At 66.7% G+C, this 25,625-nt stretch carries 21 protein-coding genes; 14 read left to right on the forward strand and 7 right to left on the reverse strand.

All coding sequences use genetic code 11. The annotated features are described in order from the left end of the window. Window positions 1–29: 29 nt before the first annotated feature. Entirely contained in the window at window positions 30–2,528 is a 2,499-nt protein-coding gene (locus tag CSC70_RS06595) for a TonB-dependent receptor plug domain-containing protein (RefSeq protein ID WP_162455889.1), read from the reverse strand. Between the two features lie 236 nt (window positions 2,529–2,764). Between CSC70_RS06595 and CSC70_RS06600 the strand changes: the two genes are divergently transcribed. Next, the gene (locus tag CSC70_RS06600) at window positions 2,765–3,358 is read left to right on the forward strand and encodes an inorganic diphosphatase (RefSeq protein ID WP_162456243.1); all 594 of its coding nucleotides are present in this window, start codon (window positions 2,765–2,767) and stop codon (window positions 3,356–3,358) included. 58 nt (window positions 3,359–3,416) lie between these two features. Here CSC70_RS06600 and CSC70_RS06605 read toward each other — a convergent pair whose 3' ends face one another. After that, the gene (locus tag CSC70_RS06605) at window positions 3,417–4,913 is read right to left on the reverse strand and encodes an aminotransferase class III-fold pyridoxal phosphate-dependent enzyme (protein ID WP_162455890.1); all 1,497 of its coding nucleotides are present in this window, start codon (window positions 4,911–4,913) and stop codon (window positions 3,417–3,419) included. 162 nt (window positions 4,914–5,075) lie between these two features. Between CSC70_RS06605 and CSC70_RS06610 the strand changes: the two genes are divergently transcribed. From CSC70_RS06610 to secF, 6 genes are all read left to right on the forward strand, one after another. Beyond that, complete coding sequence (locus CSC70_RS06610) at window positions 5,076–5,510, forward strand: Lrp/AsnC family transcriptional regulator (RefSeq protein ID WP_162455891.1); 435 nt, start codon at window positions 5,076–5,078, stop codon at window positions 5,508–5,510. Window positions 5,511–5,559: 49 nt separating this feature from the next. Beyond that, window positions 5,560–6,594, forward strand: coding sequence for a tRNA preQ1(34) S-adenosylmethionine ribosyltransferase-isomerase QueA (queA, locus tag CSC70_RS06615; protein ID WP_162455892.1), 1,035 nt, complete (start codon window positions 5,560–5,562; stop codon window positions 6,592–6,594). A gap of 181 nt (window positions 6,595–6,775) precedes the next feature. Then, entirely contained in the window at window positions 6,776–7,903 is a 1,128-nt protein-coding gene (gene tgt / locus CSC70_RS06620) for a tRNA guanosine(34) transglycosylase Tgt (protein WP_162455893.1), read from the forward strand. A gap of 69 nt (window positions 7,904–7,972) precedes the next feature. After that, the gene (gene yajC, locus CSC70_RS06625) at window positions 7,973–8,317 is read left to right on the forward strand and encodes a preprotein translocase subunit YajC (RefSeq protein WP_162455894.1); all 345 of its coding nucleotides are present in this window, start codon (window positions 7,973–7,975) and stop codon (window positions 8,315–8,317) included. A gap of 57 nt (window positions 8,318–8,374) precedes the next feature. Continuing rightward, complete coding sequence (gene secD / locus CSC70_RS06630) at window positions 8,375–10,255, forward strand: protein translocase subunit SecD (protein WP_162455895.1); 1,881 nt, start codon at window positions 8,375–8,377, stop codon at window positions 10,253–10,255. A 19-nt stretch (window positions 10,256–10,274) separates the two neighbouring features. Beyond that, window positions 10,275–11,240, forward strand: coding sequence for a protein translocase subunit SecF (secF, locus tag CSC70_RS06635; RefSeq protein WP_162455896.1), 966 nt, complete (start codon window positions 10,275–10,277; stop codon window positions 11,238–11,240). Window positions 11,241–11,318: 78 nt separating this feature from the next. On the opposite strand, the gene CSC70_RS06640 is transcribed toward secF, so the two are convergent. Continuing rightward, on the reverse strand, window positions 11,319–12,143 hold the full coding sequence (locus CSC70_RS06640; protein WP_162455897.1) for an inositol monophosphatase family protein: 825 nt from the start codon (window positions 12,141–12,143) through the stop codon (window positions 11,319–11,321). A gap of 93 nt (window positions 12,144–12,236) precedes the next feature. Between CSC70_RS06640 and CSC70_RS06645 the strand changes: the two genes are divergently transcribed. The 3 genes from CSC70_RS06645 to CSC70_RS06655 are packed head-to-tail and all read left to right on the forward strand — an operon-like array spanning window position 12,237 to window position 16,155. Then, on the forward strand, window positions 12,237–13,007 hold the full coding sequence (locus CSC70_RS06645) for an RNA methyltransferase (RefSeq protein ID WP_162455898.1): 771 nt from the start codon (window positions 12,237–12,239) through the stop codon (window positions 13,005–13,007). A 50-nt stretch (window positions 13,008–13,057) separates the two neighbouring features. Next, window positions 13,058–14,017 (forward strand): phosphate/phosphite/phosphonate ABC transporter substrate-binding protein, encoded by a 960-nt coding sequence (locus CSC70_RS06650; protein WP_162455899.1) that lies wholly within the window; start codon window positions 13,058–13,060, stop codon window positions 14,015–14,017. Then, complete coding sequence (locus CSC70_RS06655) at window positions 14,014–16,155, forward strand: putative bifunctional diguanylate cyclase/phosphodiesterase (RefSeq protein WP_162455900.1); 2,142 nt, start codon at window positions 14,014–14,016, stop codon at window positions 16,153–16,155. The genes CSC70_RS06650 and CSC70_RS06655 overlap by 4 nt, the downstream gene beginning before the upstream one ends. 28 nt (window positions 16,156–16,183) lie before the next feature. Here CSC70_RS06655 and CSC70_RS06660 read toward each other — a convergent pair whose 3' ends face one another. Both CSC70_RS06660 and CSC70_RS06665 read right to left on the reverse strand, forming a co-directional pair. Further along, window positions 16,184–16,834, reverse strand: a complete 651-nt coding sequence (locus CSC70_RS06660) for an exopolysaccharide biosynthesis protein (RefSeq protein WP_162455901.1) — start codon at window positions 16,832–16,834, stop codon at window positions 16,184–16,186. Next, window positions 16,812–18,128, reverse strand: coding sequence for a hemolysin family protein (locus CSC70_RS06665; RefSeq protein WP_162455902.1), 1,317 nt, complete (start codon window positions 18,126–18,128; stop codon window positions 16,812–16,814). Before CSC70_RS06665 ends, CSC70_RS06660 begins: the two co-directional genes overlap by 23 nt. Before the next feature lie 275 nt (window positions 18,129–18,403). Between CSC70_RS06665 and CSC70_RS06670 the strand changes: the two genes are divergently transcribed. Genes CSC70_RS06670 through CSC70_RS06685 form a run of 4 tightly spaced genes read left to right on the forward strand, consistent with a single transcriptional unit; the run spans window position 18,404 to window position 21,210 of the window. After that, window positions 18,404–19,030: a DUF47 domain-containing protein gene (locus CSC70_RS06670; protein ID WP_162455903.1), complete on the forward strand. Its 627-nt coding sequence runs from the start codon at window positions 18,404–18,406 to the stop codon at window positions 19,028–19,030. Between the two features lie 12 nt (window positions 19,031–19,042). After that, complete coding sequence (locus CSC70_RS06675) at window positions 19,043–20,170, forward strand: inorganic phosphate transporter (protein WP_162455904.1); 1,128 nt, start codon at window positions 19,043–19,045, stop codon at window positions 20,168–20,170. 32 nt (window positions 20,171–20,202) lie between these two features. Next, the gene (locus tag CSC70_RS06680; protein ID WP_162455905.1) at window positions 20,203–20,547 is read left to right on the forward strand and encodes an MGMT family protein; all 345 of its coding nucleotides are present in this window, start codon (window positions 20,203–20,205) and stop codon (window positions 20,545–20,547) included. 39 nt (window positions 20,548–20,586) lie between these two features. Continuing rightward, window positions 20,587–21,210 (forward strand): rhomboid family intramembrane serine protease, encoded by a 624-nt coding sequence (locus CSC70_RS06685; RefSeq protein ID WP_162455906.1) that lies wholly within the window; start codon window positions 20,587–20,589, stop codon window positions 21,208–21,210. Window positions 21,211–21,235: 25 nt separating this feature from the next. On the opposite strand, the gene CSC70_RS06690 is transcribed toward CSC70_RS06685, so the two are convergent. Together CSC70_RS06690 and CSC70_RS06695 are read right to left on the reverse strand one after the other, a co-directional pair. Further along, entirely contained in the window at window positions 21,236–23,260 is a 2,025-nt protein-coding gene (locus CSC70_RS06690; RefSeq protein ID WP_162455907.1) for a M13-type metalloendopeptidase, read from the reverse strand. A gap of 145 nt (window positions 23,261–23,405) precedes the next feature. After that, window positions 23,406–25,478: a M13 family metallopeptidase gene (locus tag CSC70_RS06695; protein ID WP_162456244.1), complete on the reverse strand. Its 2,073-nt coding sequence runs from the start codon at window positions 25,476–25,478 to the stop codon at window positions 23,406–23,408. Between the last annotated feature and the right edge of the window lie 147 nt (window positions 25,479–25,625).

Consider the following 25,625-nt stretch of genomic DNA (forward strand, 5'->3'; position numbering starts at 1 on the left):
CTCGGTTACGACGGAACGGGTGGCCGCGGTCAGAACGCCCAGCGCACGACCAACTGGTAGGCCGGACCGGCTTCCTCGTGTTCGTGCTCGTACTCGTCGTAGTCGCGATCCAGCTGGTCCTCCAGGGTATCGAACTTGTCGTAGTACTCGTCCTTGCCGGCATCCAGCAGGTTGTAGGCCGACAGCCGCACCGAGAGGCTGTCGCCGAAGCGCTTCTCGACGAACGCCTGCAGGTCGGCGTCATAGGTGGTCAGGCCTTCCTCGCCCAGCACCCGCTCCTTGTAGTCGCCCTGCTTGTGGTAGGTCACGCCGAAGCTGGCGCCGAAGTTCGGCATATCCTGGATGAAGCCGACGTTGAAGGTGCTCTTGGACTGGCCGTTGAAACGTCTTTCGCCCATGAAATCGTCGACCTTCGAGTCCAGCCAGGTGTAGTTGAGGAAGACGCCGGTGTTGTCCAGGCCGATGAAGCTGAGCGGTGTACTCAGGTCGAACTCGGCGCCGTAGACCTTGCCGTCGCCCACGTTGGCCGAGGAGTAGACCCAGCTTTCCGGCGAGAACTCGCCACCGGCATCGGCGACCGCGGCGCGCAGTGCGGCATCGGCGGCGGCCTGTGCGTCCAGTGTGGTCGCTCCCGGGTTCGCTGCCATGTAGTCGTCCATGAAGTCTTCGGCAAAGTCCTCGTTGTCCAGTACGTCGTCGCCGATGTCGGCCAGCGACTCCTGGCTGGCGAAACCCAGGTTGACCAGTTCGACCAGGTTCTTCACGTCGCGGTAGAAGAAGTTGATGCCGATCACGCCCTTCTTGCCGAGCCGGTGCTCGAAGCCGATGTCGAAGCCGTTGGCGGTTTCCTGCTCCAGTTCCGGGTTGCCGACATAGTCGTTGTCGCCGTACTCGCCATCCAGCAGGGCCGGGATCAGCTCGTTGAAGTTCGGACGCTTGACGGTCTTGGCCAGCGACAGGTTGACGCGGTCGGCCTCGCTCAGGTCCCAGCGCAGGCTCACCGACGGCAGCAGCTCGTTGTAGTCCTTCGAGTTGGCGGTCGCCTGGACCAGTTCCACTTCGCCGTCGTCATACTTGGTGTAGAGGCTGGAAATGTCGGTCTTGGTGGTCTCGTAGCGCAGACCGGCTTCCCACGAGAACACGTCGCCCCGGCCGCTGAACATGATGTACGGGTCAAGGCGCTTTTCCTCGATCCGGGTGCCGTCGCTGTCGTCCAGTGCGTAGTCCGCCGGCCAGGTCGGGGTCTGGCCTTCGTCGTCGGCTTCCCACTCGTAGTTGGTGTAGGTGACGTCGCGCTTCTTGCTGCGGTAATCCACGCCGAATTCGAGCTCGGTGTCGCCGACCGGCCGGATGTGCGCGAGCTTGAAGCTAACCTCGTCGTCCTTGGCGTCGGCGGCTTCGGCTTCGTACTCGGTGCCGTCCCATTCGGCGCCGTCGATGCTCCAGGTGTTGTTCAGGAAGCCGGTCGCGTCGCCGACGTAGACGGCTTCGCCCTCGGTACTGGCTTCGCTGTTCTCGAAGGCCGAAAAGTCGGCGTCGAGCTTGGTCGTGCCGCCGGCCATGTCGAACCTGTAGCCCAGACCGAAGCCGTAGTTCTTCTGGTCGTACGGGTCCAGGCCCGGCACCACCGCGTATTCGGCCTCGTCGTCGTCCACTTCGGCGCTGTAGGACACCTCGGTCACGTCACGGTCGGTCTTGACGTACCAGCCTTCCAGGGTGAGACGACCGGTTTCGCCCACGTCCACGTTGTACGACAGGTTCGCGCTGTAATCGCGACCGTCCTTGGTTTCGGTCTGGTCTTCCCAGCTGACCAGTTCTTCGCGGCTGTCGTCGCTCCAGCGGTCCGAGCGTTTTTCCTTGACTCGGTAGCGGTCCTGCACGTTGATGCCGGCGAGGACGCGGCCGCCGAGGGCGTCTCCGGAAACCACGGCACCAAAGGTCGGATTGATTTCGCCGTCGTACCAGCGGTTCACGCCTGCGCGGACGTAGCCGCCGCTGAATTCGTAGGAGTCGCGCAGCACGATATTGATGGCGCCGGCCATGGCGTCGCCACTGCGGTTGGCGCTGGCGCTGCGCTTGATCTCGATGTGGTCGACCATTTCCGCCGGGATGCGGTCGACGTAGAACGAACGGTCGTCCTCGGCGCCCGGCACCTTCTTGCCGTTGATCAGCACCTGGGTGTAACCGCCGCCGAGGCCGCGCAGGGCGACGGCGTCGTATTCCATGATGTCCGAATCGACGAAGGCCACGCCCGGTACCTGCTTGAGCATGTCGCCGACGGTGTTCGGCTCGAAACGCTGGAAGTATTCCAGGTCGTAGACCAGGGTCGGGTCGATGTCGCTGGTGCGGTTGCGGTAGGTGATCTCCGCCTGCACGACGATCCGGTCGAGCTCCTTCGGGTCGGCTGCCGGATCGGGGCCATCCGGGGTTTGCGGGACGGTCTGCGACCAGGCGGAAAGGCTGCAGGGGAGCAGGACGGCGCAGGCCAGCGCGCGCGACAGGCCCAGGGACAGGGCGTTGCGTTTCATGGGTGGTGGAATCCGTGGGTGGAGGAATCAGACGCACGGTGCGACTGCGCCGCGCGCCCGTCGCATTTTTGTAATCCACGGATGTGTCAGGAAAATGAAAGCGGAAGCCGCGCATCCTTGCGGCGACAGGGTGCGTGCAACCTGTTTGTCATACACCTGTTGCCACAATGACGCTTTTGACGATTCCCGCGACGACCATGATCGCCACGCCGCTGCGCCAGACTTCACTCATCGGAATGCTGTTGTTCTGCGCATGGGCCGTCCTTCCGGTTGCGGTATCGGCCGGCGAATCGATCATCCATCCGTTTCTCGCCGAACAGGCCGGGAACGCGCCGGAGGAGGCGGTGCTGGCGGTGGAGATACCGGCAGGCAGTTTCACCAAATACGAGATCGGCGAGGATGGCCTGGTCTACGTGGACCGCTTCCAGTCGATGCCGGTGGCCTATCCGGCCAACTACGGCTCGCTGCCGCGCACGCTGGCCGGGGACGGCGATCCGCTCGATGCACTGGTGCTGACTCGTGAGTCGCTGCACCCCGGGGTACTGATCCGGTTCCGTCCGATCGGTGTGCTGCGGATGCTCGACGACGGCGAGCATGACGAGAAGATCATCGGCGTGCCGACCGACAAGGTCGATCCGACCTATGCCGGCATCCGCGATCTGTCCGACCTGCCGCAGATCGAGCGCGACCGCATCGAGGCCTTCTTTCGCGTCTACAAGGACCTGCCGAAAGGGCGGAACCCGGTGCGGCTGGACGGCTTCGGCGATGCCGCCGAGGCTAGGGCGCTGATCGCCGAGGCGATGCGGCGGTTCGAATCGAAGCAGCCGTAGGGCGAGGGCGGGCTCAAGCCCGCCGTATGGCTGTGCCTGCCGTGCATGCGGGCCTTTCTCAGGCCGCTTCGGCCTGTGCCTTACGCGGGCCTTCGCGCAGTGCGCGCGCGACCAGCTCGACCATCAGTTCGAGTTCGTCCTCGTCGATCTCGAAGTGCGGGGTGAAGCGCAGCGAATTGGCGCCGCCGTGGATGACGTTCAAGCCGTGCTGGCGCAGCCATTCCTCGGTAGAACCGGTGCCGTAGCACTTGAACTGCGGGTCCAGTTCGCACGAGAACAGCAGGCCGGTGCCCTGCACGCCGGTGATCAGTCCGCCCAGCTCGGTCTTCAGTTGTTCCAGCCGTGCCACCACTTGGCGACCGCGCTCGCGGATGTTGGCGCGGATCGCGTCGTCCAGCATCGCCAAGGTGGCGCAGGCCACGTCCAGCGCGCGCGGATTGGCGGTCATGGTGTTGCCGTAGATGCCCTTGCGGTAGATGCCGGCGGCGCGTTCGGACAGGGCCAGCACCGACAGCGGGTACTGCGCGGCATTCAACGCCTTGGAATAGGTCTCCATGTCCGGCTCCGGCAGCGATTCGAAGCCGGGGTAGTCGATCACCGACAGCACGCCATGCGCACGCAGACCGGCCTGGATGGAATCGACCAGCAGCAGGCTGCCGTGGGCGGCGGTCAGTTCGCGGGCGACGGCGTAGAAGGCTGGCGGCAGCGCACGGCCGGGGTCGCCTTCGCCCATCACCGGCTCCAGGAACACCGCCTCGATGAACCAGCCGTTGGCATCGGCATCGGCGAAGGCCTTGCGCATCGCCTCGGCATCGTAGGGCGGGATGGCGATGACCGAATCCTCGCCGCGGTAGCTGGCCAGGTGCTGCTGGTAGGTGCTGCGCGAGGAATCCGAATACAGGCCGGGACGGTCGGTGCGGCCATGGAAACTGCCCTTGACCACCAGCCGCTTGATCTTGCGGCCGGCGTGGCGGGCGCCCGGATCGGTCATGGTCTTGGCGTTGACGTCGACGATGCGCGCGGCCAGGCCGACGGCTTCCGAACCTGAGTTCAGGCACTGGAAGCGGTGGTACGGACAGCCGCCGCGGCTGCGCCCGATCTCCTTGCGCAGGGCGCGCTCGAAACGCAGCTGCGACAGGCTGGGGGTCATGATGTTGGCCATCGCCTGCGGCCGCGACATCGCTTCCAGCACCGGCGCCGGGGTGTGGCCGAAGCCGATCATGCCGTAGCCGCCGGCGTCGTACAGCACGGCGCCCTTCAGGGTCACCAGCCAGGGTCCGCGCGCGGCCAGCGCCACATAGGGCTGCACGGCATCGTCGGGATAGAAGTTGAGGTAGCCGGCCTGGACGGTGCGCAGCTGTTCGGCTTCGTCCAGGTCCAGCAGTTCGGGGAACTCGCCGCGCAGGCGCGCGTACTCGTCGGCGCCGGCCTGGATGGCGGCCCGTAGGGTCGGATGGCTGGCGGCCAGCCGTTCCAGCACGGCATCGTCCAGGCCGGTGGTCAGGCGCTCACCGGCGTGGGCGCGCAGCGGGGCGAGGGGGGCGGTCACGGACATGGCGGCTCTCCTGTCTAATTATGGTCATGCGATAGGCCGCAGGGCTGCGGAATCGGCGGCGGCGGCCTTGCGAGGCCTTCGATTATGTCTGCCGTTCTCGTCGTTTGACAGGTATGATTCGTCGAATCACCCGACTGATCTCGTCGTTTCGACGAAAATTCCATGGCCAAGCTTTCGACCGCCGACCAGCAATTGCTTGCCCTGCTGCGCGAGAACGCCCGCGCCTCCACCGCCGAGATCGCTCGCCGCCTGCAACTGTCGCGGACCACGGTGCAGAGCCGGATCGAACGGCTGGAGCGGCAGGGTGTGATCAGCGGCTACACGGTGCGGGTGGCGGACGAATACGCGCATGGCCAGATCCGCGCCCACATCCTGATCACCATCCTGCCCAAGCAGATGGCGGCGGTGACCCGTGCCCTGCGCGCCATGCCCGAAGTGCGCGCGCTGCATTCGGTCAGCGGTCCCTACGACCTGGTGGCGCTGGGCGAGGTGGCCACGGTCGGCGAGATGGACCAGTTGACCGACCGTATCGGCGCGGTCGAGGGCGTCGAGCGCACGACCTCGGCGCTGGTGCTTTCGACCAAGTTCGAGCGCTGAGCCGGCAGCGCCCGCTTACAATGCCGGCCCGCTTTCGCTTGCCCCCGCCTTGAAGAAGTCAGATTTCCACTACGACCTGCCCGCGGAACTGATCGCGCAGGCGCCGCTGGCGCAGCGTTCGGCCAGCCGGCTGCTGCTGGTGCCGCCAGAGGGTCAGGCGCTGGCCGATGCCCATGTCCGCGACCTGCCGCAACTGCTGCAGCCGGGCGACCTGCTGGTGTTCAACGACACCCGGGTGATCCCGGCGCGACTGTTCGGGCAGAAGGACAGCGGCGGGCGGGTCGAGATCCTGATCGAGCGGCTGCTGCCGGACAACCGCGCGCGCGCGCAGATCGGCGCCAGCAAGTCGCCGAAGCCGGGCGGGACGATCGAACTGGACGGCGGCGGCCGGGCCACGGTGCTCGAGCGCGAGGACGGCTTCTATCTGCTGCAGTTCGATGTGCCGGACGCGCTGGAATCCTGGCTGCAGCAGGTCGGGCAACTGCCGCTGCCGCCGTACATCCGCCGCGAGCCGGGCGCCGACGATGCCGAGCGCTACCAGACCGTGTTCGCGCGTCGGGTCGGCGCGGTGGCGGCGCCGACCGCGGGACTGCATTTCGACGAGGCGCTGCTGCAGGCGCTGGGCGAACGCGGCGTGCGTTTCGGCCATGTCACCCTGCATGTCGGCGCGGGCACCTTCCAGCCGGTGCGGGTGGACGATGTGCGCGAGCACCGCATGCACAGCGAATGGCTGAACGTCGGCGCCGAGCTGGTCGAACAGATCCGTCGCACCCGCGCCGCCGGCGGTCGCGTCGTCGCGGTCGGCACCACGGTGGTGCGGGCGCTGGAGTCGGCGATGCACGAGGGCGAACTGCATCCGTTCGCCGGCGAAACCCGCATCTTCATCTTTCCCGGCTATCGCATCCGCAGCGTCGATGCGTTGCTGACCAATTTCCATCTGCCGGAATCGACCTTGCTGATGCTGGTGTCGGCGTTTGCCGGAAAATCGCGGGTATTCGAGGCCTACGAGCACGCGGTGCGGGAAAAGTACCGATTCTTTTCCTATGGTGACGCGATGCTGCTGTTCCCGGAGTCGGGGAAATGATTTTGTCGAAGATGCTCCACCGTCATTCCGGCGAAAGCCGGAATCCAGTGTCTGTTGCAGTCGTATCTGACCTTCTTTCCGCGAGGTTCGGAAGCGACGGGAGAATGGATTCCGGCTTTCGCCGGAATGACGAAGACAAGGCAGGGCGCAGCAATATTGGCGTCGGCACAAAGGTGTCTAGATGAGTCGGATGCAGTTCCAGTTGCTGGCCAGCGACGGCGCGGCGCGGCGCGGGCGGCTAGTGTTCCCGCGTGGCGTGGTGGAAACCCCGGCCTTCATGCCGGTGGGCACCTACGGCACGGTCAAGGGCATGTTGCCGGGGCAGTTGCGCGATCTGGGCGCACAGATCATCCTCGGCAATACCTTCCATCTGTTCCTGCGGCCGGGGCTGGAGGTGATCGGCGACCACGGCGGCCTGCACGGCTTCGCCCGCTGGGACGGGCCGATCCTGACCGATTCCGGCGGTTTCCAGGTGTTCTCGCTGGCGCACCGGCGCAAGATCACCGAGCAGGGCGTGACCTTCGCCGCGCCGACCGATGGCTCGCGGGTGTTCATCGGCCCCGAGGAGTCGATGCACATCCAGAAGGTGCTGGGCAGCGACATCGTGATGATCTTCGACGAATGCCCGCCGGTGCAGGTGGACGGCAAGCCGGTCGACCGGCGGGTGGTCGAGCGTTCGATGGAACTGTCGCTGCGCTGGGCCGAGCGTTCCAGGCGCGCCCACGAGGGCAACGACGCGGCGCTGTTCGGCATCGTCCAGGGCGGGGTCCACCACGAACTGCGCACGCGTTCGGCTGACGGGCTGAAGGCGATCGGCTTCGACGGCTACGCCATCGGCGGACTGGCCGTGGGCGAAACCGAAGCCGAACGCAATGCCATGCTGGAGCACACCTGCCCGCAGCTGCCGACCGACCGGCCGCGCTATCTGATGGGCGTCGGCCGTCCCGAGGACCTGGTCGAAGCGGTGGCGCGCGGGGTGGACATGTTCGATTGCGTAATGCCGACCCGCAATGCGCGCAACGGCCATTTCTTTACCCGCACCGGCACCGTGCGCATTCGCAACGCCCGCTACGAACGCGACCTGCGGCCGATCGAGGAGGGCTGCGGCTGCCCGGCCTGCGCCGGCGGCTACAGCCGCGCCTACCTGCGCCACCTGGACCGCTGCAACGAGATGCTGGGACCGATCCTGGGCACCCTGCACAACCTCTGGTACTACCAGTGGCTGATGGCGCAGATGCGCCAGGCCATCGCCACGGGAACCTTCGAAGCCTTCCGCCGGTCCTTTTACGCCGAGCGACAGGCCGGATAGCCGGTTCGGACGCCTGCCCGATGGCATGGCATAATTACCGGCTGCTTTTCCCTTCCAATGGACAAGTCCATGAATTTTCTCGATTTCCTGATCCCCGCGGCGCAGGCGCAGAGCGCGGCTCCGGCGGCCCCGGCCGGCGGTGGTTTCGGCATGCTGCTGATGCCGGTCATCCTGATCGCGGTGATGTACTTCCTGATGATCCGCCCGCAGATGAAGCGGCAGAAGGAACACAAGGCGATGCTGGACAAGCTGTCCAAGGGCGACGAGGTCATCACCTCCGGCGGCGTGGCCGGCACGGTCATCGAGGTCGGCGACAACTTCGTCACCGTCGAGATCGCCGACAACGTGCGCGTGCGCGTGCAGAAGGGCGCAGTCGGCAACGTGCTGCCCAAGGGCACGCTGAAATCCGCCTGATTCCGTTTTCCGCCATCGCTGAGCGCAGGAGCGGCATGCCCTGTGCGGGTCATCGCAATGCTTGAATTTCCCCGCTGGAAATATTTCCTCATCCTCGCCGTGCTGGTGGTCAGTGCGCTGTACGCGCTGCCCAACGCGTACCAGAAGGATCCTTCGGTCCAGATCACCAAGAACCGCACGACCGCGGTGGTCGATACCGCGCTGAAGCAGAAGGTCGAAGGCCTGCTGCAGGCGCAGGGGATCGCGCCGTTGGCAGTGGAACTGGGTGAGGAACAGTTGCTGGTGCGGCTGGCCGATGCCGAAACCCAGGGCCGCGCCGCCGACGCGTTGCCGGCTGAACTGGGCGAGGACTACACCGTCGCCTTGAACCTGGCGCCGACCACGCCGAAGTGGTTGCAGGCGATCGGCGGCAAGCCGATGTCGCTGGGCCTGGATCTGCAAGGTGGCGTGCACTTCACCATGCAGGTGGACCAGGCGGCGGCGCTGGAGAAGCGGGTGGATTCGTACGTGGAGTCGATCCGGGTGGCGCTGCGCGACGAGCGCATCGGTTACAAGGCGGTCGACCGCATGCCCGACAACAGCATCCGCATCAGCCTGAACAAGGTCGAGGACGCCGACCGCGCGCGCGAAATCATCATGACCAACATGGTCGGCACTACGGCGGTCGGCACGCTGGCCGCGCCGAGTATCGTGGCGCAGGACGAGCGCATCACCGTGACCCTGTCCGACACCGAACTGGCCCGCATCGCCACCGACGCAATCGAGCAGAACCGCAACGTCATCGCCAACCGGATCAACTCGATCGGCGTGGCCGAGCCGGTACTGCAACGGCAGGGCGACGACCGACTGGTGATCCAGCTGCCGGGTCTGCAGGACACCGCCGAGGCCAAGCGTCTGATCGGCGCCACCGCGACGCTGGAGTTCCGTGCCGTGACCGGCGATGAAGCCGCCGCCGCCGCCGCGCTGGCCGACAACAACGTGCCGCCGGATTCGCGCATCTACTACAACCAGGCTGGGCAACCATTGCTGCTGTCCAAGCGCCTGCTGGTCTCCGGCGACCAGCTGATCAACGCCGCGCCGCAGATCGACGGCCGTACCGGTTCGCCGGCGGTCGGCATCACCCTCAACGCCGCCGGCGGCAAGCGCATGTTCGACCACACGCTGGAGAACGTCGGCAAGCGGCTCGGCATCGTCTACGTCGAGCGCATCCCCACCGTAACCGTGGTCGACGGCAAGGAAGTGCGCTCTTCGCGGGTGGAAGAGCGCGTGATCAGCTCTTCGACCATCCAGGGTGTGTTCGGCAAGGAGTTCCAGACCACCGGCCTGAGCAGCGAGGAGGCCAATGAACTGGCCAAGCAGCTGAAGGCCGGCGCGCTGGCCGCGCCGATGAATTTCGTCGAGGAATACGTCATCGGCCCCAGCCTCGGCGCCGAAAACGTGCGCCGCGGCGTCACCGCCGTGGTCTACGCCTTCCTGTTCACCCTGGTGTTCTTCGCCATCTACTACCGCGTGTTCGGCCTGATCACCGCGCTGGCGCTGGTGTTCAATCTGATCATCGTGGTCGCGGTGATGTCGGTCTTCGGCGCGACCATGACCCTGCCGGGCTTCGCCGGTCTGGCCTTGTCGATCGGTCTGTCGGTGGACGCCAACGTGCTGATCAACGAGCGCATCCGCGAGGAACTGCGGCACGGCATGCCGGCCAAGGCGGCGATTGTCGCCGGTTACGAGAAGGCCGGCGGCACCATCCTCGACGCCAACCTCACCGGCATCATCGCCGGCGTGGCGCTGTACGCGTTCGGCACCGGCCCGCTGAAGGGCTTCGCGGTGACCATGGTGGTCGGCATCCTGGCGTCGATGTTCACCGCCATCACCGTCTCCCGCGCACTGGCCGTACTGATCTACGGCCGTCGCAAGAACCTGAAGTCCCTGGCGATCTGACCGGGAGAAGGCAAGAGCCATGAAACTGTTTCCGTTGCACCTGATCCCGAACGACACCCAGTACAACTTCATGAAGTTGCGCTACGTCACGGTCACCGTGATGTTGCTGATGCTGGCGGTCTCGGTCGCGCTGATCGCGACCAAGGGCTTCAACTACGCGCTGGAATTCACCGGCGGCACCCTGGTGCGTACCGAGTTCGCGCAGCCGGTGGACGCCGATGCGGTACGCCAGCGGCTGGCCGCGGCGGGCCTGGACAGTGCCAAGGTGCAGAGCGTCGGCGGCGGCAAGGAGGTGCTGGTACGGTTGCCGGCGCAGGGCGATCACAACAACGAGGACGCCTCGCAGAAGACCGCCGAAGCGGTGCGCCAGGCGATCGGCACCGCTGACAATCCGGCGACCGTGCAGCCGGCCGAGTTCGTCGGCCCGCAGGTCGGTCGCGACTTGGCCATCAACGGCATGTACGCGGCGATCTTCGTCATCGTCGGCTTCCTGATCTACATCGCGTTCCGCTTTGAGTGGAAGTTCGCGGTGGTGGCCAGCCTGACCACGATGTTCGACGTGCTGGTCACCGCCGGTTATTTCGCCGCGACCGGGCGCGAATTCGACCTGACCGTGCTGGCTGGCCTGCTCGCGGTGATGGGCTTCTCGATCAACGACACCATCGTGGTGTTCGACCGCGTGCGTGAGAACTTCCGCAGCCTGCGCGTCGAGCCGCTGGAGGTGATGAACCGTTCGATCAACCAGACCCTGTCGCGCACCATCATCACTTCGCTGGTGTTCTTTCTGTCGGTGCTGGCGCTGTACCTGTATGCCGGCGAGTCGCTGAAGGGACTGGCGCTGACGCAGATGATCGGTGCGGTGCTGGGGACGGTGTCCTCGATCTTCCTGGCCTGCCCGCTGCTGACGATGGGCGCGTTGAAGGTCACCAAGCAGGATCTGCTGCCGAAGGCCAAGGACGCGGAGGCGCTGGCCCGACGCCCGTGAGCGCACGCCACAGGACGTTGTCCATGCGAAAAGGCCGCGCAATGCGCGGCCTTTTCCGTTGCGGCGAAGTCGTGTGCGTCAGTTGAAGGCGGCGGCGTAACCGCTGTTGACGATCAGCTTCTGCAGCGCGTCGCCGACCTTGATGTTGCCGGCGACGATCTGCCGGGTCTTCGCGTCCTGGTGGTCCATTCGGGTGGTCGCGCCACCGCGGAAATCGCAGACCCGGCCACCGGCTTCGCGTACCAGCAGCACGCCGGCGGCGATGTCCCAGGCCTTCACTCCGGCTTCGAAGTAGGCGTCGGTGCGGCCGCAGGCGACGTAAGCCAGGTCGAGCGCGGCCGAACCGGTGCGGCGCACGTCCTCGGCGTGCTCGAGCAGGGCGCCGATGCACTTGAGCTGGGCCGGCGCGCGCTCGCGTTCGCGCGGCGGGAAGCCGGTGCTGACCACGGCGCCGTCCAGATCCTTGCGCTCGGATACGCGGATGCGCTTGTCGTTGAGCTGGGCGCCGCCGCCGCGACTGGCAGTGAACAGTTCGTTGCGCAGCGGGTCGAAGATCACCGCGTCGCAGGGTTCGCCGTTGTCGACCAGGGCGATCGACACGCAGTAATGCGGAAAGCCGCGCAGGTAGTTGCTGGTGCCGTCCAGCGGATCGATCACCCAGCAGTAGCGTCCGTTGCGGCCCGGTTGCAGGCCGCCTTCTTCGCCCAGCACGCCGTAGTCGGGGTAGGCGCGGCGCAGTTCCTTGATGACGGCCTTTTCGGCGTCGGCATCGATTTCGCTGGCGTAGTCCAGCCGTTCCTTCTGCACCACGTTCAGGCTGTCGAGGCGGTTGATGCCGCGCAACAGCACGCTGCTCCCGCTGCGGGCGGCCTTGACCATGACGGTGACGACAGGATTGAGCATGGCGAACGGGCCTCGGCAGGCAGGTGCGGCGACAGATTTGGGAAAAGAGCGACACGGCTCCCGGCCGTGCCAGCACAGTTTACCATCGGCACCATGCAGACTTCCGCTTCCCTGCCGGCGCCGTTGGCCCGGAATTTGCGCTTCGTGCTGGTCGGCACCCAGCATCCGGGCAACATCGGCGCCGCCGCGCGCGCCATCAAGACCATGGGCTTCGGCGAACTGGCGTTGGTGGCGCCGGAGCGTCCTCCCGGCGACGAGGCCTACCGGCGCGCGGCCGGCGCCGACGATGTGCTGGCGGCGGCGCGGACCACCGACACCCTGGCCGAAGCGGTGGCCGACTGCCGCCATGTGCTGGGTTGCACCGCGCGCAGCCGGCGGGTGTCGCTGGAGATTTTTGACCCGCATCAGGCCGGCGCCAGGCTGCCGGCGATGGCCGGGGACGGGCCGGTGGCGCTGGTATTCGGCCGCGAGCGCACCGGCCTGTTCAACGAAGAGCTGGAGTTGTGCCACGCTGCCGTGCACATCCCGGCCAACCCGGAGTACGGCTCGCTGAACCTGGCCGCGGCCGTGCAGGTGCTGGCCTACGAGGCGCGGATGGCGGGTCTGGCGGCCGGCGGGAACCTCGGGCCGGAAGATCGCCGCGATCTGGCCAGCCACGACCAGTTGGAAGGGTTGTTCGGGCAGCTGGCCGAGACCCTGGAGCAGATCGACTTCCACAAGGGGCGTGCGCCGGAATCGGCGATGCGCAAGCTGAGGCGCCTGTTCGTGCGCAGCCGGCTGGACGAGCAGGAGGTCCGGCTGCTGCGCGGGGTGCTGGCCGACGCCCAGCGGATGGCGCGGTTGGCGACCAAAGGTCCAATCTAGTACACGCATCACTATCGGCAATGGGTGGTTTCGGCTACCCTGCGGGCTGCATGAGGGGGAGTACTCCCAGAGGTTCGGAATTGCGGACTTTTCTGTGTTTCCTGCTGGGTTTCCTGGGGATAGGGAACGCGCTGGCGGCGGAGCCGGCGCCGACGGCGGTTGCGGACGACGCGACGGAGCTGGTACTGGGTCGCATCAGCGACGACCCCAAGGCGCATTACGAACAGCTCAAGCCGCTGCTCGACTTCGTGGTGCCGCGGATGCGCGATGTCGGCATCACCCGCGGCCGCATCCTGATGGCGCGCGACACCCAGCAGATGCTCAGCTACCTGCGCCGCGGTCGCGTGGACTGGGTGACCGAAACGGCCGGCACGGCGATGCAACTGCAGCAGCGCGCCGGCGCCCAGCCGTTGCTGTTGACCGAGCGCAGCGGGGTCAGCCGCTATCACACGGTGTTCTTCGTGCGCAACGACAGCGGCCTGGATTCGCTGGACGATCTGCGCGGGCACAGCATCGCCTTCCAGAACACCGGCTCCACCAGTGCCTACGTGGTGCCCGTCATCACCCTGCTGGATGCCGGCTTGAAGCCGGAGATCCTGCTTTCGCCCAATGACACGCCGTCGCCGGACACGGTGGGTTACGTGTTCGCGCGGTCGGAAGTCAACATCGCCGCCTGGGTGCACAAGCGGTTGGTCGATGCTGGCGCCTTCAGCAGCCTGGACTGGAACAACGACAGGCGCATGCTGCCGGCGTTCCGCAACGACATGAAGGTGATCCACGCAACCCCGGACTACCCGCGTGCATTGGAGATGGTTCGCGCCGGACTGGATCCGGCAGTGAAGGCACGCCTGCGCGAGGTGCTGCTGCAGGCGGCGGACGATCCGGAAGCGGCGGCGGCGATGAAGCAGTTCTTCGGCACGACCCGCTTCCTGCCGCTGGATGCGGAATCCGAACATGCTCTGGGGCAACTGCGCGGCGGCATCGTGCGGGTGCGGGAAAAAGTCGAATGAAGCTGCGCTTCGGCCTGCAGGCGCGCTTCCTGGCCGGTGCGCTGCTGACCCTGGCACTGGTGCTGGGCCTGCTGGCGTTGCTGCTGCTGCGCCAGGCGAGCATGCAACGCGAAGTCGGCGGCCTGGGGCGCGAGGCCATGCAGGCACTGGTCACCGAGACCTTGAACCAGCGCGGCACGGCGATGATCGAACAGATGGCCGATGCGCTGGTCAACCCGCTGTACTTCTACGACCTGGACGAAATCGGCAGGATCGTCCGCGCCGCCGAACAGCAGCCCGACATCAGCTACGTGCTGGTGTACGACCCGGACGGCAATATTCTCCACGACGGATCGGAGGATATTTCCGCCTACGGGCAACGGATGACCGATCCGCTGGCACCCGCGGCGGTGTCCGCCGACCAGACCCTGCTGCAGTGGTCGCGGCAGGTCGTGGACGCTTCGCACCCCATCGCCATGGGCGAGCAGCGACTGGGAGGAGTGCGGGTGGGCATTTCGCTGGCCTATGCGCATGCCAGCGAGACCCGGGCGGCCGACATGCTCAGCAAGCGGTTGCGCGAGCTGGGCTTGCGGCACCTGGGCTGGTTCGCCGTGTTGCTGGCGATTTTGGCGCTGATCAGCGCCGGTACTGCCTGGTACGTGCAGCGCACCCTGGTACGGCCGATCCGACAGCTGGCGGACATGGCGCGGGTCATCGGCGTGGGCAAGTTCGATGGTACGCGTCTGGTCAGCACCCGCAACGACGAACTGGGCGAACTGATTCGCGCGTTCGGCGACATGAGCGACAGCATCGCCCGCCACGACCGCGACGTGCGCAAGATGGCCTATACCGACGCGCTGACCGGCCTGACCAACCGGCTTGCCTTCCGCGAAAGCCTGGACCACCGCCTGCTGATGCTGCGTGGTGCGGGCCGGCAACTGGCCTTGCTGTTCGCCGACATCGACGACTTCAAGCGGGTCAACGACAGTCTCGGCCACGATGCCGGAGACGAAGTCCTGCTGCAGTTCGCCGGACGGATCCGGGAAATGGTCGAGCGCCTGGGCGGCGACGAGGCGCTGGTGGCGCGCTTTGGCGGCGACGAATTCGTGATCCTGGTGCAGAACGGCGACGTGCGCGCCACCGCCACCCACCTGGCCAGGCAGATGGTGCAGGACCTGAGCCAGCCGCTTACCGTACTCGGTCGACAGGTGTTCCTTGGCACGTCGATCGGCATCGCGCTGTTTCCCGAGGATGCGTCCGATGCCAGCACGCTGATGAAGAATGGCGACATCGCCATGTACCAGGCCAAGCTGGCCGGCAAGAACTGCTATCGCTTCTACAGCCGGGCGATGGATCAGGCGGTGGAGCGGCGCGTGCGGATCGAGCAGGAATTGCGCGGCGCATGGGACCGCGGCGAGATGAGCCTGGTGTACCAGCCGGTGTTCCGGGTGGCCGACCAGCGCATCGTCGGTGCCGAGGCATTGCTGCGCTGGCAGCACCCGCAGCTGGGTTCGGTGGCTTCGGCAGTATTCATCGAGGTGGCCGAGCAAAGCGGACTGATCGAAGACATCGGCCCACGCGTATTGCGTGAAGCGTGCGCGGTGGCGACCGACTGGCGCAAACGGCACGAATCGCTGGACAACCTGTTCGTTTCGGTCAACGTGTCGCCGCGGCAGTTGCACAAGGGCAATCTGCCGGAACTGGTGGCCGACTGCCTGCACGAGAGCGGTCTGCCTTCGCGCTGTCTGCACCTGGAATTGACCGAGACCGCAGTGATCCAGGACGAGGCGCAGGCCAGCGCCATGCTGGCGCGGCTGCACCGTACCGGCGTGCGGCTGTGGCTGGACGATTTCGGCACCGGTTTCTCCGGCCTGAACCACCTGCGCCGGGTGCCGGTGGATGGGGTGAAGATTGACCGCAGCTTCGTCGCCGACCTGCAGCGCGATCCGGACGATCTGGCGCTGACCACGGCGATCATCGCGCTGGCGCATTCGCTGGGCATCACGGTGGTGGCCGAAGGCGTGGAAACATCGGCCCAGATGGAGTTGCTGAAGGCGCGCGGCTGCGATTACGTGCAGGGCTACCTGCTGGGTTACCCGGTGGACGCCGAAACCCTGGTCGATCTGCTGGATGCCCAGTGCCTGGAACCGGAAGGCTAGGCCGGCGGCCGGATCGGCAAGGATCGCCTCAGAACCATGTCTGGAACTGCGCGACCAGCATCTGCAGCAGGTTGCCGGTGGCGAAACCGAACACGCCGATGGCGATCAGCCCGGCCAGCCAGGCGACCAGCATCAGCGCGCCGTCGCGTTCGAGCAGGGCGAACACGTACAGCAACAGCAGACCGCCGAAGATGTAGTTGGTGAACGGGATCGGCAGAGCCAGCAGCAGGCCGAGCAGGATCAGTTGCAGTCCGGTGAAGGCGCTGGCGAGGCGATGGTCGAGCAGGAATTCCAGGCGCGGGCGCACCAGCCGTTCCAGCCAGCCCAGCATCCGCGACAGCCGCTGGCCGTAGCGCTGCATCGTCTGCCGCTGCGGTCCGTGCCTGCCGATGAAGCGCGGCAACCACGGGCGACGCAGGCCCAGCAGCAGTTGCAGGCCGACCAGGATCACCAGCGGACCGCTGATCATCCCGGCCGCGCCCGGTACCGGGATGAAGGACGGCAGCACGGCGACGAACAGCAGCATGCCGAACGCGCTCTGGCGCAGGTCGGTCATCAGCTCGCTCAGCGGCAGCCGTTCGGCGGGGTCGCCCACCGCCAGTTCGTCCAGCACCGCCCGGGTACTGGTTCCTCGCGCAGGGGGGGGCTGTCCGGGTTCAGGCGTCGAGCTTGACGTCATCTTCTTCGGCCAGCAGCTTCTGCAACAGCAGCTTGTCGATGCGCGGACCGTCCAGGTCCACGACTTCGATCCGCCAGCTGGCCCACTCGAAGGATTCGCCGACGTGCGGGATGCGGCCGAAATGCGCGATCAGCATGCCGGCCGCGGTGTGATAATCGTGATCGTCCTCGTCCGGCAAGGCGCCGCCACCGAGCAGTTCGCGCACGTTCTCGATGCCCAGGCTGCCGTCGACCAGCAGCGAGCCGTCGTCGCGCGTGACCACCAGCGGGGTGGCGTCGGCGCCGTCGCCGCTCTGGGTGCGGCCGATCACCGCCTCCATCACGTCGTTGATGGTGACCAGGCCAGTGATCTCGCCGTATTCGTCCACCACCAGCGCCAGCGACTGCTGCTCCTCACGCAGGATTTCCAGCAGTTTCATCGCCGGGGTCGATTCGGACACGAACAGCGCTTCGCGCAGGCCGCCGAACAGGTCCAGCTCGGGTTTGCCGACGTGATCCAGCAGCGATTTCACTTCCAGCACGCCGACCACGTCGCTGTCGTTGCCGCGATAGACCGGGTAGCGGGAGAACGGGGTGGTGCGCATGGCCGCCAGGTTTTCTTCCTGGCTCTCGGCGATGTCCAGCCAGCTGATCCGGGTGCGCGGCGTCATCAGGCTTTCGGCATCGCGGTCGCCGAGCCGCAGCACGCGGTTCATCATGTTGCGTTCGTCGTCGTCGATCACGCCCTGCTCGTGGCTTTCGCTGACAAGCAGACGGATCTCTTCTTCGGTGACCTGCGCCGCTTCGGTCTTGTCCAGCCGCAGCAGCCGCAACACGCCACGCACCGAGGCGCTGAGCAGCCAGACCGCCGGGGTGGCGATCCACGACAGCCAGTGCATCGGTACGGCGACCAGCGCCGCCAGTCGCTCCGGCGCCAGCAGGGCCAGCCGCTTGGGCACCAGTTCGCCGAGCACGATGCTGAGGAAGGTGATGATGCTGACCGACAGGATCACGCCGACGGTGCCGGCGTGCGTGCCGAGCATCGGCAGGTGGGCGCCGAGCCAGTCGCCGATGCTGGCGCCGATGGCGTTGCCGCCGACCATGCCGGCCAGCAGCGGAAGCAGGGTGATGCCGATCTGCACCGCCGACAGGAACTGCTCGGGATGCTCGGCCAGTTCCAGCGCCTTGCGTGCGCCGCGGCTGTCGGCCGCCATCTGCTTGAGCCGGGGCTTGCGCGAGGTCACCACCGCCATCTCCGACAGGGCGAAGAAGGCATTGCAGGCGATCAGCAGCAGGACGATCAGGAATTCCAGCATTCAGCGCCCCCCGGTCCGTGCGGGGCTGTGGCCGTGCGCAAGGCCACGGAGGGCGGCATTGGCGGGGCCGGGCGGCGTACTCGGGGCGTCGTCCATGGGCTGATTGCGGCGCGCTGGGCGCGGGGGTCCATGTTAGCAGCCCGCCGGTAGCCGGCCAAAAACCGGCACGGGGCGCCCTTCAGGGGCTACGGAGCCAGATGGATGGCGACGGATGTCACCCAACTGTCATAATTCCGCCTTCAGGCCGTCCGCCCCGAGACGGCGGGGCGGCGTCCATGTTTTCACTGCAGACCATCTTCGGCCAGGGCAACCAGTTCTACACGCTGCTGGAGGATGCCGCCTCGGCCGCGCACGACAGTGCCATCGCCCTGCACGCCATGCTGCGCGACGCCGACCGGCAGCCGGCGCTGGACGCTTTCAAGCTGGCCCGGCTGCGCGAGCGCGAGGCCTCCAACAAGATCAGCCAGGCCCTGGTCGACAGCTTCATCACCCCGATCGAGCGCGAGGATATCGAGGCGCTGGGCTCGGCGCTGTACAAGATTCCCAAGCAGATCGAGAAATTCGCCGACCGCTACTCGCTGGCGACCCAGCATCTGGAGCACATCGACTTCGCCCCGCGCGCGGCGATGCTGGAACAGGCCTCGGCGGTGGTGATGAAGATGATCCACCAGCTGCGCAACATGAAGCTGGAGCCGATGAAGGCGCTGAACGACGAATTGCGCGCGCTGGAGAACGAGGCCGACCGGCTGATGCTGGAACTGTACCGCGACATCTATTCCGGCAAGCTCGACCCGCTGCAGATGTTCCTGCTCAAGGAATTCTTCGAAATCCTGGAAAAGGCCATCGACCGCTGTCGAGAGGCGGGCGTGGTCGCCTATGAAATCGTGCTGAAGAACTCCTGACGGGCCCCGGCAATGTTGACCCTGGCCCTGATCGTCGTGCTCGCGGCGCTGGTGTTCGAGTACATCAACGGTTTCCACGACACCGCCAATTCGATCGCCACCGTGGTCGCGACCAAGGTGCTGACGCCGATGCAGGCGGTTGGCTTGGCCGCTGGGATGAACCTGGTCGGCGCCCTGCTGGGCACCGCGGTGGCCAAGACCATCTCCTCGGGCCTGATCGATGCCGGCGTGGTCGACGTCGGTTCGCAGCTGATCCTGTGCGCGCTGCTGGGCGGGATCATCTGGAACCTGATCACCTGGTGGCTCGGGCTGCCGTCCTCGTCCTCGCACGCGCTGATCGGCGGCCTGGTCGGCGCGGCGCTGGCGGCGGCGCACAACAATTTCGGTGCGATCATCTGGTCGCAGCCGGCCGAGCCGCTGTACAAGAGCGCCGGCCTGCTGTGGAAGGTGATCGTGCCGATGGTCAGTTCGCCGGTACTCGGCTTCGCCGCCGGCTTCCTAGTGATGGGCCTGTTGTTTTTCATCATCTCGATGATGGCGCGCAGCGGCGGCTGGCTGGCGCGGCTGGCGCGTCCGCGCTGGGTCAACGGCTTCTTCGGCAAGGCGCAGATCGCCAGCGCCGCCGGCATGGGCTTCGCCCACGGCATGAACGATGCGCAGAAGACCATGGGCATCATCGCCCTGACCCTGGTCAGCGCGCAGGCGACCGGCACCATGGACAACCTGCCGGGCTGGCTTGGCTTCCTGCATCCGTCGCAGGCGGCGCTGGAACACGGCGACATCGACCTGTGGATCAAGATCGCCTGCGCCATGGTGATGGCTGCGGGCACCGCCGCCGGCGGCTGGCGCATCATCAAGACCCTGGGCCACAAGCTGGTCAAGCTGCATCCGATCCACGGTTTTGCCGCCGAGACCAGCGCGGCTTCGGTGATCCTGGCCGCCTCGTCGCTCGGCATCCCGGTCTCGACCACCCACAACATTTCCGCGGCGATCATGGGCGTGGGCACGGCCAAGCGGCTGAACGCGATCAAGTGGGGCGTGGTGCACAAGATGATCTGGGCGTGGATCCTGACCATCCCGATGTCGGGCGGCATCGCCTACGTCCTTTTTCAACTGCTGTCGGCTGTCGGCCTGACCTGATCCGGACGACGGTCCGGCGCTAAGCTGTCCGCATGGACGGCGAATCCGAAGCGCGCAGCCGACGCATCCTGGACGCGATCCGCGCGATCCCGAGCGGACAGGTCGCAGGCTATGGCGAAGTGGCGCGACGCGCCGGCCTGCCCGGACGGGCGCGGCTGGTGGCGCGGGTGCTGGGACAGAACGACGACCCAGAGCTGCCGTGGCACCGGGTATTGCGTTCGGACGGGCGGATCGCCTTCCCGCAAGGCTCGGCCGGCTATCGCGAACAGGGGCGGCGTCTGCGCGCCGAAGGCGTGCGCGTGGTCAAGGGCAGGGTGCAGGGGCAGAAGGCCGCCGCCAGCCTGGACGAACAGCTGTGGGGACCGGGTGCCGGCTAGCAGCCGGTATCATGGGTACATTCCCACGACGAGATGCGCATGCTTCCGCGAATTCCCCCCGTCACCCGCGCGCTGCTGATCGCCAACGGCGCGGTGTTCCTGCTGCAGATGCTGACCCGCGATGCGTTTTCCGGGCCGTTCGCGCTGTGGCCGCTCGGCTATGGCTTCGGTCCGTGGCAATTGCTGACCTACGGCTTCATGCACGGCAACTTCTCGCATCTGCTGTTCAACATGCTGGCGCTGTGGATGTTCGGCTCGCCGCTGGAGCAGACCTGGGGAAACCGCCGCTACCTGACCTATTACGTGGTCTGCATCGTCGGCGCCGGTCTGCTGCAACTCGGGGTGGGCTGGTGGACGGTGTCCGGCGGCGGCATGCCGTATCCCACGGTGGGCGCGTCCGGCGGCATCTTCGGCCTGTTGCTGGCCTACGGCATGCTGTTCCCGCGGCAACGGGTGATGCTGCTGTTCCCGCCGATCCCGATGAGTGCGCGCACCCTGGTGATCGTGTACGGCGCGATCGAACTGCTGCTGGGCTTCACCGGGCTGCAGCCCGGCGTGGCCCACTTCGCTCATCTGGGCGGCATGCTGTTCGGCTGGCTGCTGATCCGCTACTGGCGTGGGCAGCCGCCGTTCGGACGCCGTGGACCGCAGCGCCGGTTCTGAGTCCCGGCGCCGCGAAAACCGGCGATCAGCGCCACAGGCTGATCTGGTCGGCGTCGTTCAGCTGCATCGGCTGGCCGGGTTTGCACGAATAGGCTTCGGCGAACGCGGGCAGGTTGGCCAGCGGCAGGTTGCTGCGCAGTTGCCCCGGCGCCTGGTTGGCGGAAGCGGCGCGCAGCTTGGCTTCGGTTTCGCTCAGGCGCTGGCCCCACAGCTGCGACCAGGCCAGGAAGAAGGCCTGGCGGGCGGCCTTGTCCGAACTGGGCTGGCTGGCCTGCCAGGCGTTCCACGACAGTTCCAGGCCGGTCAGGTCGTCCATGGCGTCGTTGGCGACGCGGTTGCCCTGCACCTTGTCGCCGCCGGCATCCGGCCAGGTGCGGCCGTTGTACTGGTTGCCCAGCCGGGTGGCGATGGCGTCCCAGGCCGACAGGTCGGCCGGCGTCCACCAGTCGCGGACTTCGCCCCTGGCATCGACCATGCGGCCGGTGCGGTCGAAGCCATGGTTGAGTTCGTGGCCGACCAGGGCGCCATAGGCCCCGAACAGCGACGACTCGCCCTTGGAGGGGTCGAAGATCGGCGCCTGCAACGCGGCGGCGGTGACGATCAGCCGGTTCTGCGCGATGTCGTAGGTCAGTGCAGGCTGCTGCGGCAGCACGTTCCAGCGGCGCGGGGCGTTGCCCTTGCCAATCCGCTTCATTTCCTCGCGGTGGTGCCAGGTGGAGGCGATCAGCACGTTGCCGCCGAAGCTGCCGCGGCCCATCGGCTGCACGCTGTAGTCCAGGTCGCGGCGCGGGGTACCGACCTCGATCTTCAGCTTCTCCAGCTTGGCGGCGGCTTCGGCCTTGGCCGGCTCGCTCATCCACGGACTGCCGTTGATCGCCTTGCCCAGCGCCAGCCGCACCTGGTCGGCGACCTGTTCGGCGCGGCGCTTGTCGTCGCTGCCCAGGTAGCGTTCGGCGTATTCCTTGCCGAGCATCGGGCCGGCGGCGACGTTGATCGCATCCAGCACTTGCAGCCAGCGCGCCTTGGGCGCGTCCTGGCCGCGCAGGATACGGCCGCGGAATGCGAATTCCGCATCGCGCCAGGGCTTGGCCAGGTACGGCGCCATGGCGTCGCCGACCCGCCAGCGCAGATAGGCCTTCCACTGGTCGGGCTTGGCCTGGGTGATCAGGTCGTTGATCTGCTTGAACAGCTCCGGGTTGGCCATCGACACGGTGTCGTCGCGGACGCCCTGCGCCTTCAGGAAGGCATCCAGCTGCAGGTTGCGGTACGACTTGGCCAGCGATTTGACCTCGACCGGGGCGAAGTTGGCGCGCGGATCGGACAGGTCGGCCAGCGGCCGCGAGGCGCGCGCCAGCCAGGTTTCCATTTCGATGACCTGCTGCGACTCGGCATCCAGTTTGGCCGCCGGGGTGCCGGTCAGGGCCAGGATCTGCTTGATGTAATTGCGGTAGCGGCCGAGCAGGTCGCGGGTTTCGGCATCGGTGCGGGTGTAGTAGGCCGGGTCGGGCAGGCCGGTGCCGCCCTGCATGAAGTAGCCGATATGGCGTTCCAGATCCTGCAGGTCGATGTCGGGGCTGAAGTTGAACGCCACCGGGATGCCGACCTGGTGCAGGGCGGCGATCGAGGCCGGCACGTCCCTGGACTTGCGGATCGCGTTGATGCGGTCCAGCAGCGGCGCGATCGGCTTGGCGCCGTCGGCTTCGACCGCGGCTTCGTCGATACCGCTGGCCCAGAAGTCGCCCAGTAGTTTCTGCACGTGGCCCTGCGGCGCGGCCATCGCCGCTTCCAGCAGTTCGCGTTGCCGGGTCAGGCTGGTCTCGCGCATGCCGCCCAGCACGCTGGCCGCATTGCCGTCGGCGGGCGAAGGGTTGGCCTTCAGCCAGTCGGCGTTGGCGAACGCATAGAAATCGGTGCATTGGGCGCTGACCGCTGTTGCGCGCGTGGTCTTCTTCTTCGCGGCCCGGGCATCGCCGACGCCCAGTGCGGAAACCATCAGGGCCGCGACCAGGGCGGTGGCGAGGGGGCGGGCAACACAGCGCTGCGACGGCATCCGGACAAGCTCCATCTACGTGAAGCGGGGGATTCTACCGAAGCGCCGGTGAAGTCGTCCTCATCGGCAAACGTGACGCGGGTGGCAAAAAAGCGAAGGCCCGGACAAACCGGGCCTTCGCGGGAGGAGCCTTGCGGACGGAGGCTTACCAGATCACGACCTGCTGGCCGCCGCGGCGCACCATCGGGTCGCCTTCCTTGCACGAGAAGGCGGCCGCGAACGCCGGCAGGTTGGACGGCGCGCCGATCGCGCGGAACTGCGCCGGGGCGTGCGGATCGGTCTTCAGGCGCACGGCCAGCTCTTCCGGAGTGAAGTTGCGGCGCCACACCGTGGCCCAGTTCAGGAAGAAGCGCTGGTCGCGGGTCAGGCCGTCGCTGGTGTCGTCCGGCGTACCTTCGGTAGCGGTCTTCATGGCGTCGTAGGCGGTGGCCAGGCCGCCCAGGTCGGCGATGTTCTCGCCCAGGGTCAGCTTGCCGTTGACATGGGTGCCGTCGGCGATGGAATAACCGTCGAACTGCGCGACCAGCTTGCCGGTGCGCTCGCCGAAGCCCTTGGCGTCGGCCTCGGTCCACCAGTTCTCGAAGTTGCCGGTCGGCCCAAAGCGGCTGCCCTGGTCGTCGTAGCCGTGGGTCATCTCGTGGCCGATCACCGCGCCGATGCCACCGTAGTTGACCTCGTCCGGGGCATCCGGATCGAAGAACGGCGGTTGCAGGATGGCGGCCGGGAACACGACCTCGTTCTGCAGCGGGTTGTAGTAGGCGTTGACCATCTGCGGCGGCATGCCCCATTCGGTCTTGTCAACCGGCTGGCCGATCTTGGACAGGCCCCACTTGTAGTTGAATTCGTTGGAGGCCAGCACATTGCCGATGTAGCTGTCGCGGCTGGTCTGCAGGCCGCTCCAGTCGCGCCACTTGTCCGGGTAGCCGATCTTCGGGGTGAAGCTGGACCACTTCTCCAGCGCCTTGGTCTTGGTCTCGCCGCTCATCCAGGCCAGGTTCTCGATGCGCGCCTTCAGCGCCGTGCTCAGGTTGGCGACCAGCGCCTCCATCTTGGCCTTGGATTCGGCCGGGAAGGCGACCTTGACGTACAGCTGGCCCAGCGCTTCGCCGGCTTCGCCATTCAGGGTGCGCAGCACGCGCTTCCAGCGCGGCTTGTTTTCCTTCTGGCCACGCAGGGTCTTGGAGTAGAAGTTGAAATTCTCCTCGACGAAGGCGTCGCTCAGGTACGGCGCGGCGCCGTCCACGGTGTGGAAGCGCAGGTAGGCGCGCCACACATCGGCGCCGGTGTCGTCCAGCATCGCGTTCACTTCCTTGTGGAAGTCCGGCATCGCCAGCGAGAACTTCTCCTGCGGCGCGACGCCCTGCGACTCGAAGAACCGGGTCCACGGGAAGTTGGGGGTCAGCGCGTCGGCGTCGGCCAGGCTGACCGGGTTGTAGTACAGCGAGACGTCGCGCGAGAGCTGTTCGCTGGTCTTGGAGGCCTTGGCCAGGCGGGTCTCGAAGGCGACCACGTCGGCGGCCTGCTTGGCCGCGTCTTCGGCGGTCAAGCCGGACAGTTCCAGCACCTTGGCCACGTGGGCCTGGTAGGCGTCCAGTTTTTCCTTGTTCTCGGCCTTGGTGTAGTACTCCGGATCGGGCAGGCCCAGGCCGCCTTGCGAGGCATAGGCGATGTTCATCGTCGAGTCCTTGAAATCGGCCTCGGCGCCGAAGCCGAACAGGAAGTTCTGGCCCTTGGCCGCGCTGCTGCGCAGGTAGTCGGTGATGGCGTCCTTATCGGCCAGGCCGTCGATCGCGGTCAGCTCGGACTTGATCGGGTCGATGCCCTGGGCGTTGATCTTCGCTTCGTCCATGCCGGTGGCCCAGAAGTCGCCGACCAGCTTCTCGACGCCGCTGGCGTTGGTATCGGCGGCGGACTGTTCGGCCAACTGCCTCTGCACGGCATTGGAACGCTCGTCGAGCGCCTCGAACGCGCCCCAGCTGGTGCGGTCGCTCGGGATCGGGTTGGATTCCAGCCACTTGCCGTTGGCATAGCCGGTGAAGTCGGTGCAGGCGTTCTTGCTGGTATCCAGATCCGAGCCCTGGAAACGGCTGACCGGAGGCAGGGTGGATTCGTCTAGGGTCAGGGCCATGGCCTCGGGCTTGGCCGCGTCGGTGCCGGTGGTGGATTCGGGCTGCTTGCAGCCGGCCAGGACGGCCGTCACGGCCAGGGACAGCAGCAGGATACGAGGGGTCGATGCGTTCACTAGGGTTACTCCGTTACTCCCGCCCGCAGGCGCATGAAGAGACAAGGTTGCCCCGCAGAGCGAGGACAGGTGGCCGCACTCTACGCCCATGACCATCGTCATGCAGGGTGTCGGAGGTCATGT

This window comes from Pseudoxanthomonas kalamensis DSM 18571 (assembly GCF_010211745.1).
Lineage (GTDB): Bacteria > Pseudomonadota > Gammaproteobacteria > Xanthomonadales > Xanthomonadaceae > Pseudoxanthomonas_A > Pseudoxanthomonas_A kalamensis.

What these genes read in the sequence shown, in the direction of transcription:
- CSC70_RS06610 (WP_162455891.1), top strand. Translation starts at nt 5,076, where the DNA reads ATGGCCAAGCTTTCGACCGCCGACCAGCAATTGCTTGCCCTGCTGCGC.
- CSC70_RS06690 (WP_162455907.1), bottom strand. Translation starts at nt 23,260, where the DNA reads ATGCCGTCGCAGCGCTGTGTTGCCCGCCCCCTCGCCACCGCCCTGGTC.
- CSC70_RS06680 (WP_162455905.1), top strand. Translation starts at nt 20,203, where the DNA reads ATGGACGGCGAATCCGAAGCGCGCAGCCGACGCATCCTGGACGCGATC.
- CSC70_RS06675 (WP_162455904.1), top strand. Translation starts at nt 19,043, where the DNA reads ATGTTGACCCTGGCCCTGATCGTCGTGCTCGCGGCGCTGGTGTTCGAG.
- CSC70_RS06645 (WP_162455898.1), top strand. Translation starts at nt 12,237, where the DNA reads ATGCAGACTTCCGCTTCCCTGCCGGCGCCGTTGGCCCGGAATTTGCGC.
- secF (WP_162455896.1), top strand. Translation starts at nt 10,275, where the DNA reads ATGAAACTGTTTCCGTTGCACCTGATCCCGAACGACACCCAGTACAAC.
- CSC70_RS06665 (WP_162455902.1), bottom strand. Translation starts at nt 18,128, where the DNA reads ATGCTGGAATTCCTGATCGTCCTGCTGCTGATCGCCTGCAATGCCTTC.
- secD (WP_162455895.1), top strand. Translation starts at nt 8,375, where the DNA reads ATGCTTGAATTTCCCCGCTGGAAATATTTCCTCATCCTCGCCGTGCTG.
- CSC70_RS06605 (WP_162455890.1), bottom strand. Translation starts at nt 4,913, where the DNA reads ATGTCCGTGACCGCCCCCCTCGCCCCGCTGCGCGCCCACGCCGGTGAG.
- tgt (WP_162455893.1), top strand. Translation starts at nt 6,776, where the DNA reads ATGAGTCGGATGCAGTTCCAGTTGCTGGCCAGCGACGGCGCGGCGCGG.
- CSC70_RS06655 (WP_162455900.1), top strand. Translation starts at nt 14,014, where the DNA reads ATGAAGCTGCGCTTCGGCCTGCAGGCGCGCTTCCTGGCCGGTGCGCTG.
- CSC70_RS06660 (WP_162455901.1), bottom strand. Translation starts at nt 16,834, where the DNA reads ATGACGTCAAGCTCGACGCCTGAACCCGGACAGCCCCCCCCTGCGCGA.
- CSC70_RS06650 (WP_162455899.1), top strand. Translation starts at nt 13,058, where the DNA reads ATGAGGGGGAGTACTCCCAGAGGTTCGGAATTGCGGACTTTTCTGTGT.
- CSC70_RS06670 (WP_162455903.1), top strand. Translation starts at nt 18,404, where the DNA reads ATGTTTTCACTGCAGACCATCTTCGGCCAGGGCAACCAGTTCTACACG.
- CSC70_RS06640 (WP_162455897.1), bottom strand. Translation starts at nt 12,143, where the DNA reads ATGCTCAATCCTGTCGTCACCGTCATGGTCAAGGCCGCCCGCAGCGGG.
- CSC70_RS06600 (WP_162456243.1), top strand. Translation starts at nt 2,765, where the DNA reads ATGCTGTTGTTCTGCGCATGGGCCGTCCTTCCGGTTGCGGTATCGGCC.
- yajC (WP_162455894.1), top strand. Translation starts at nt 7,973, where the DNA reads ATGAATTTTCTCGATTTCCTGATCCCCGCGGCGCAGGCGCAGAGCGCG.
- CSC70_RS06595 (WP_162455889.1), bottom strand. Translation starts at nt 2,528, where the DNA reads ATGAAACGCAACGCCCTGTCCCTGGGCCTGTCGCGCGCGCTGGCCTGC.
- CSC70_RS06685 (WP_162455906.1), top strand. Translation starts at nt 20,587, where the DNA reads ATGCTTCCGCGAATTCCCCCCGTCACCCGCGCGCTGCTGATCGCCAAC.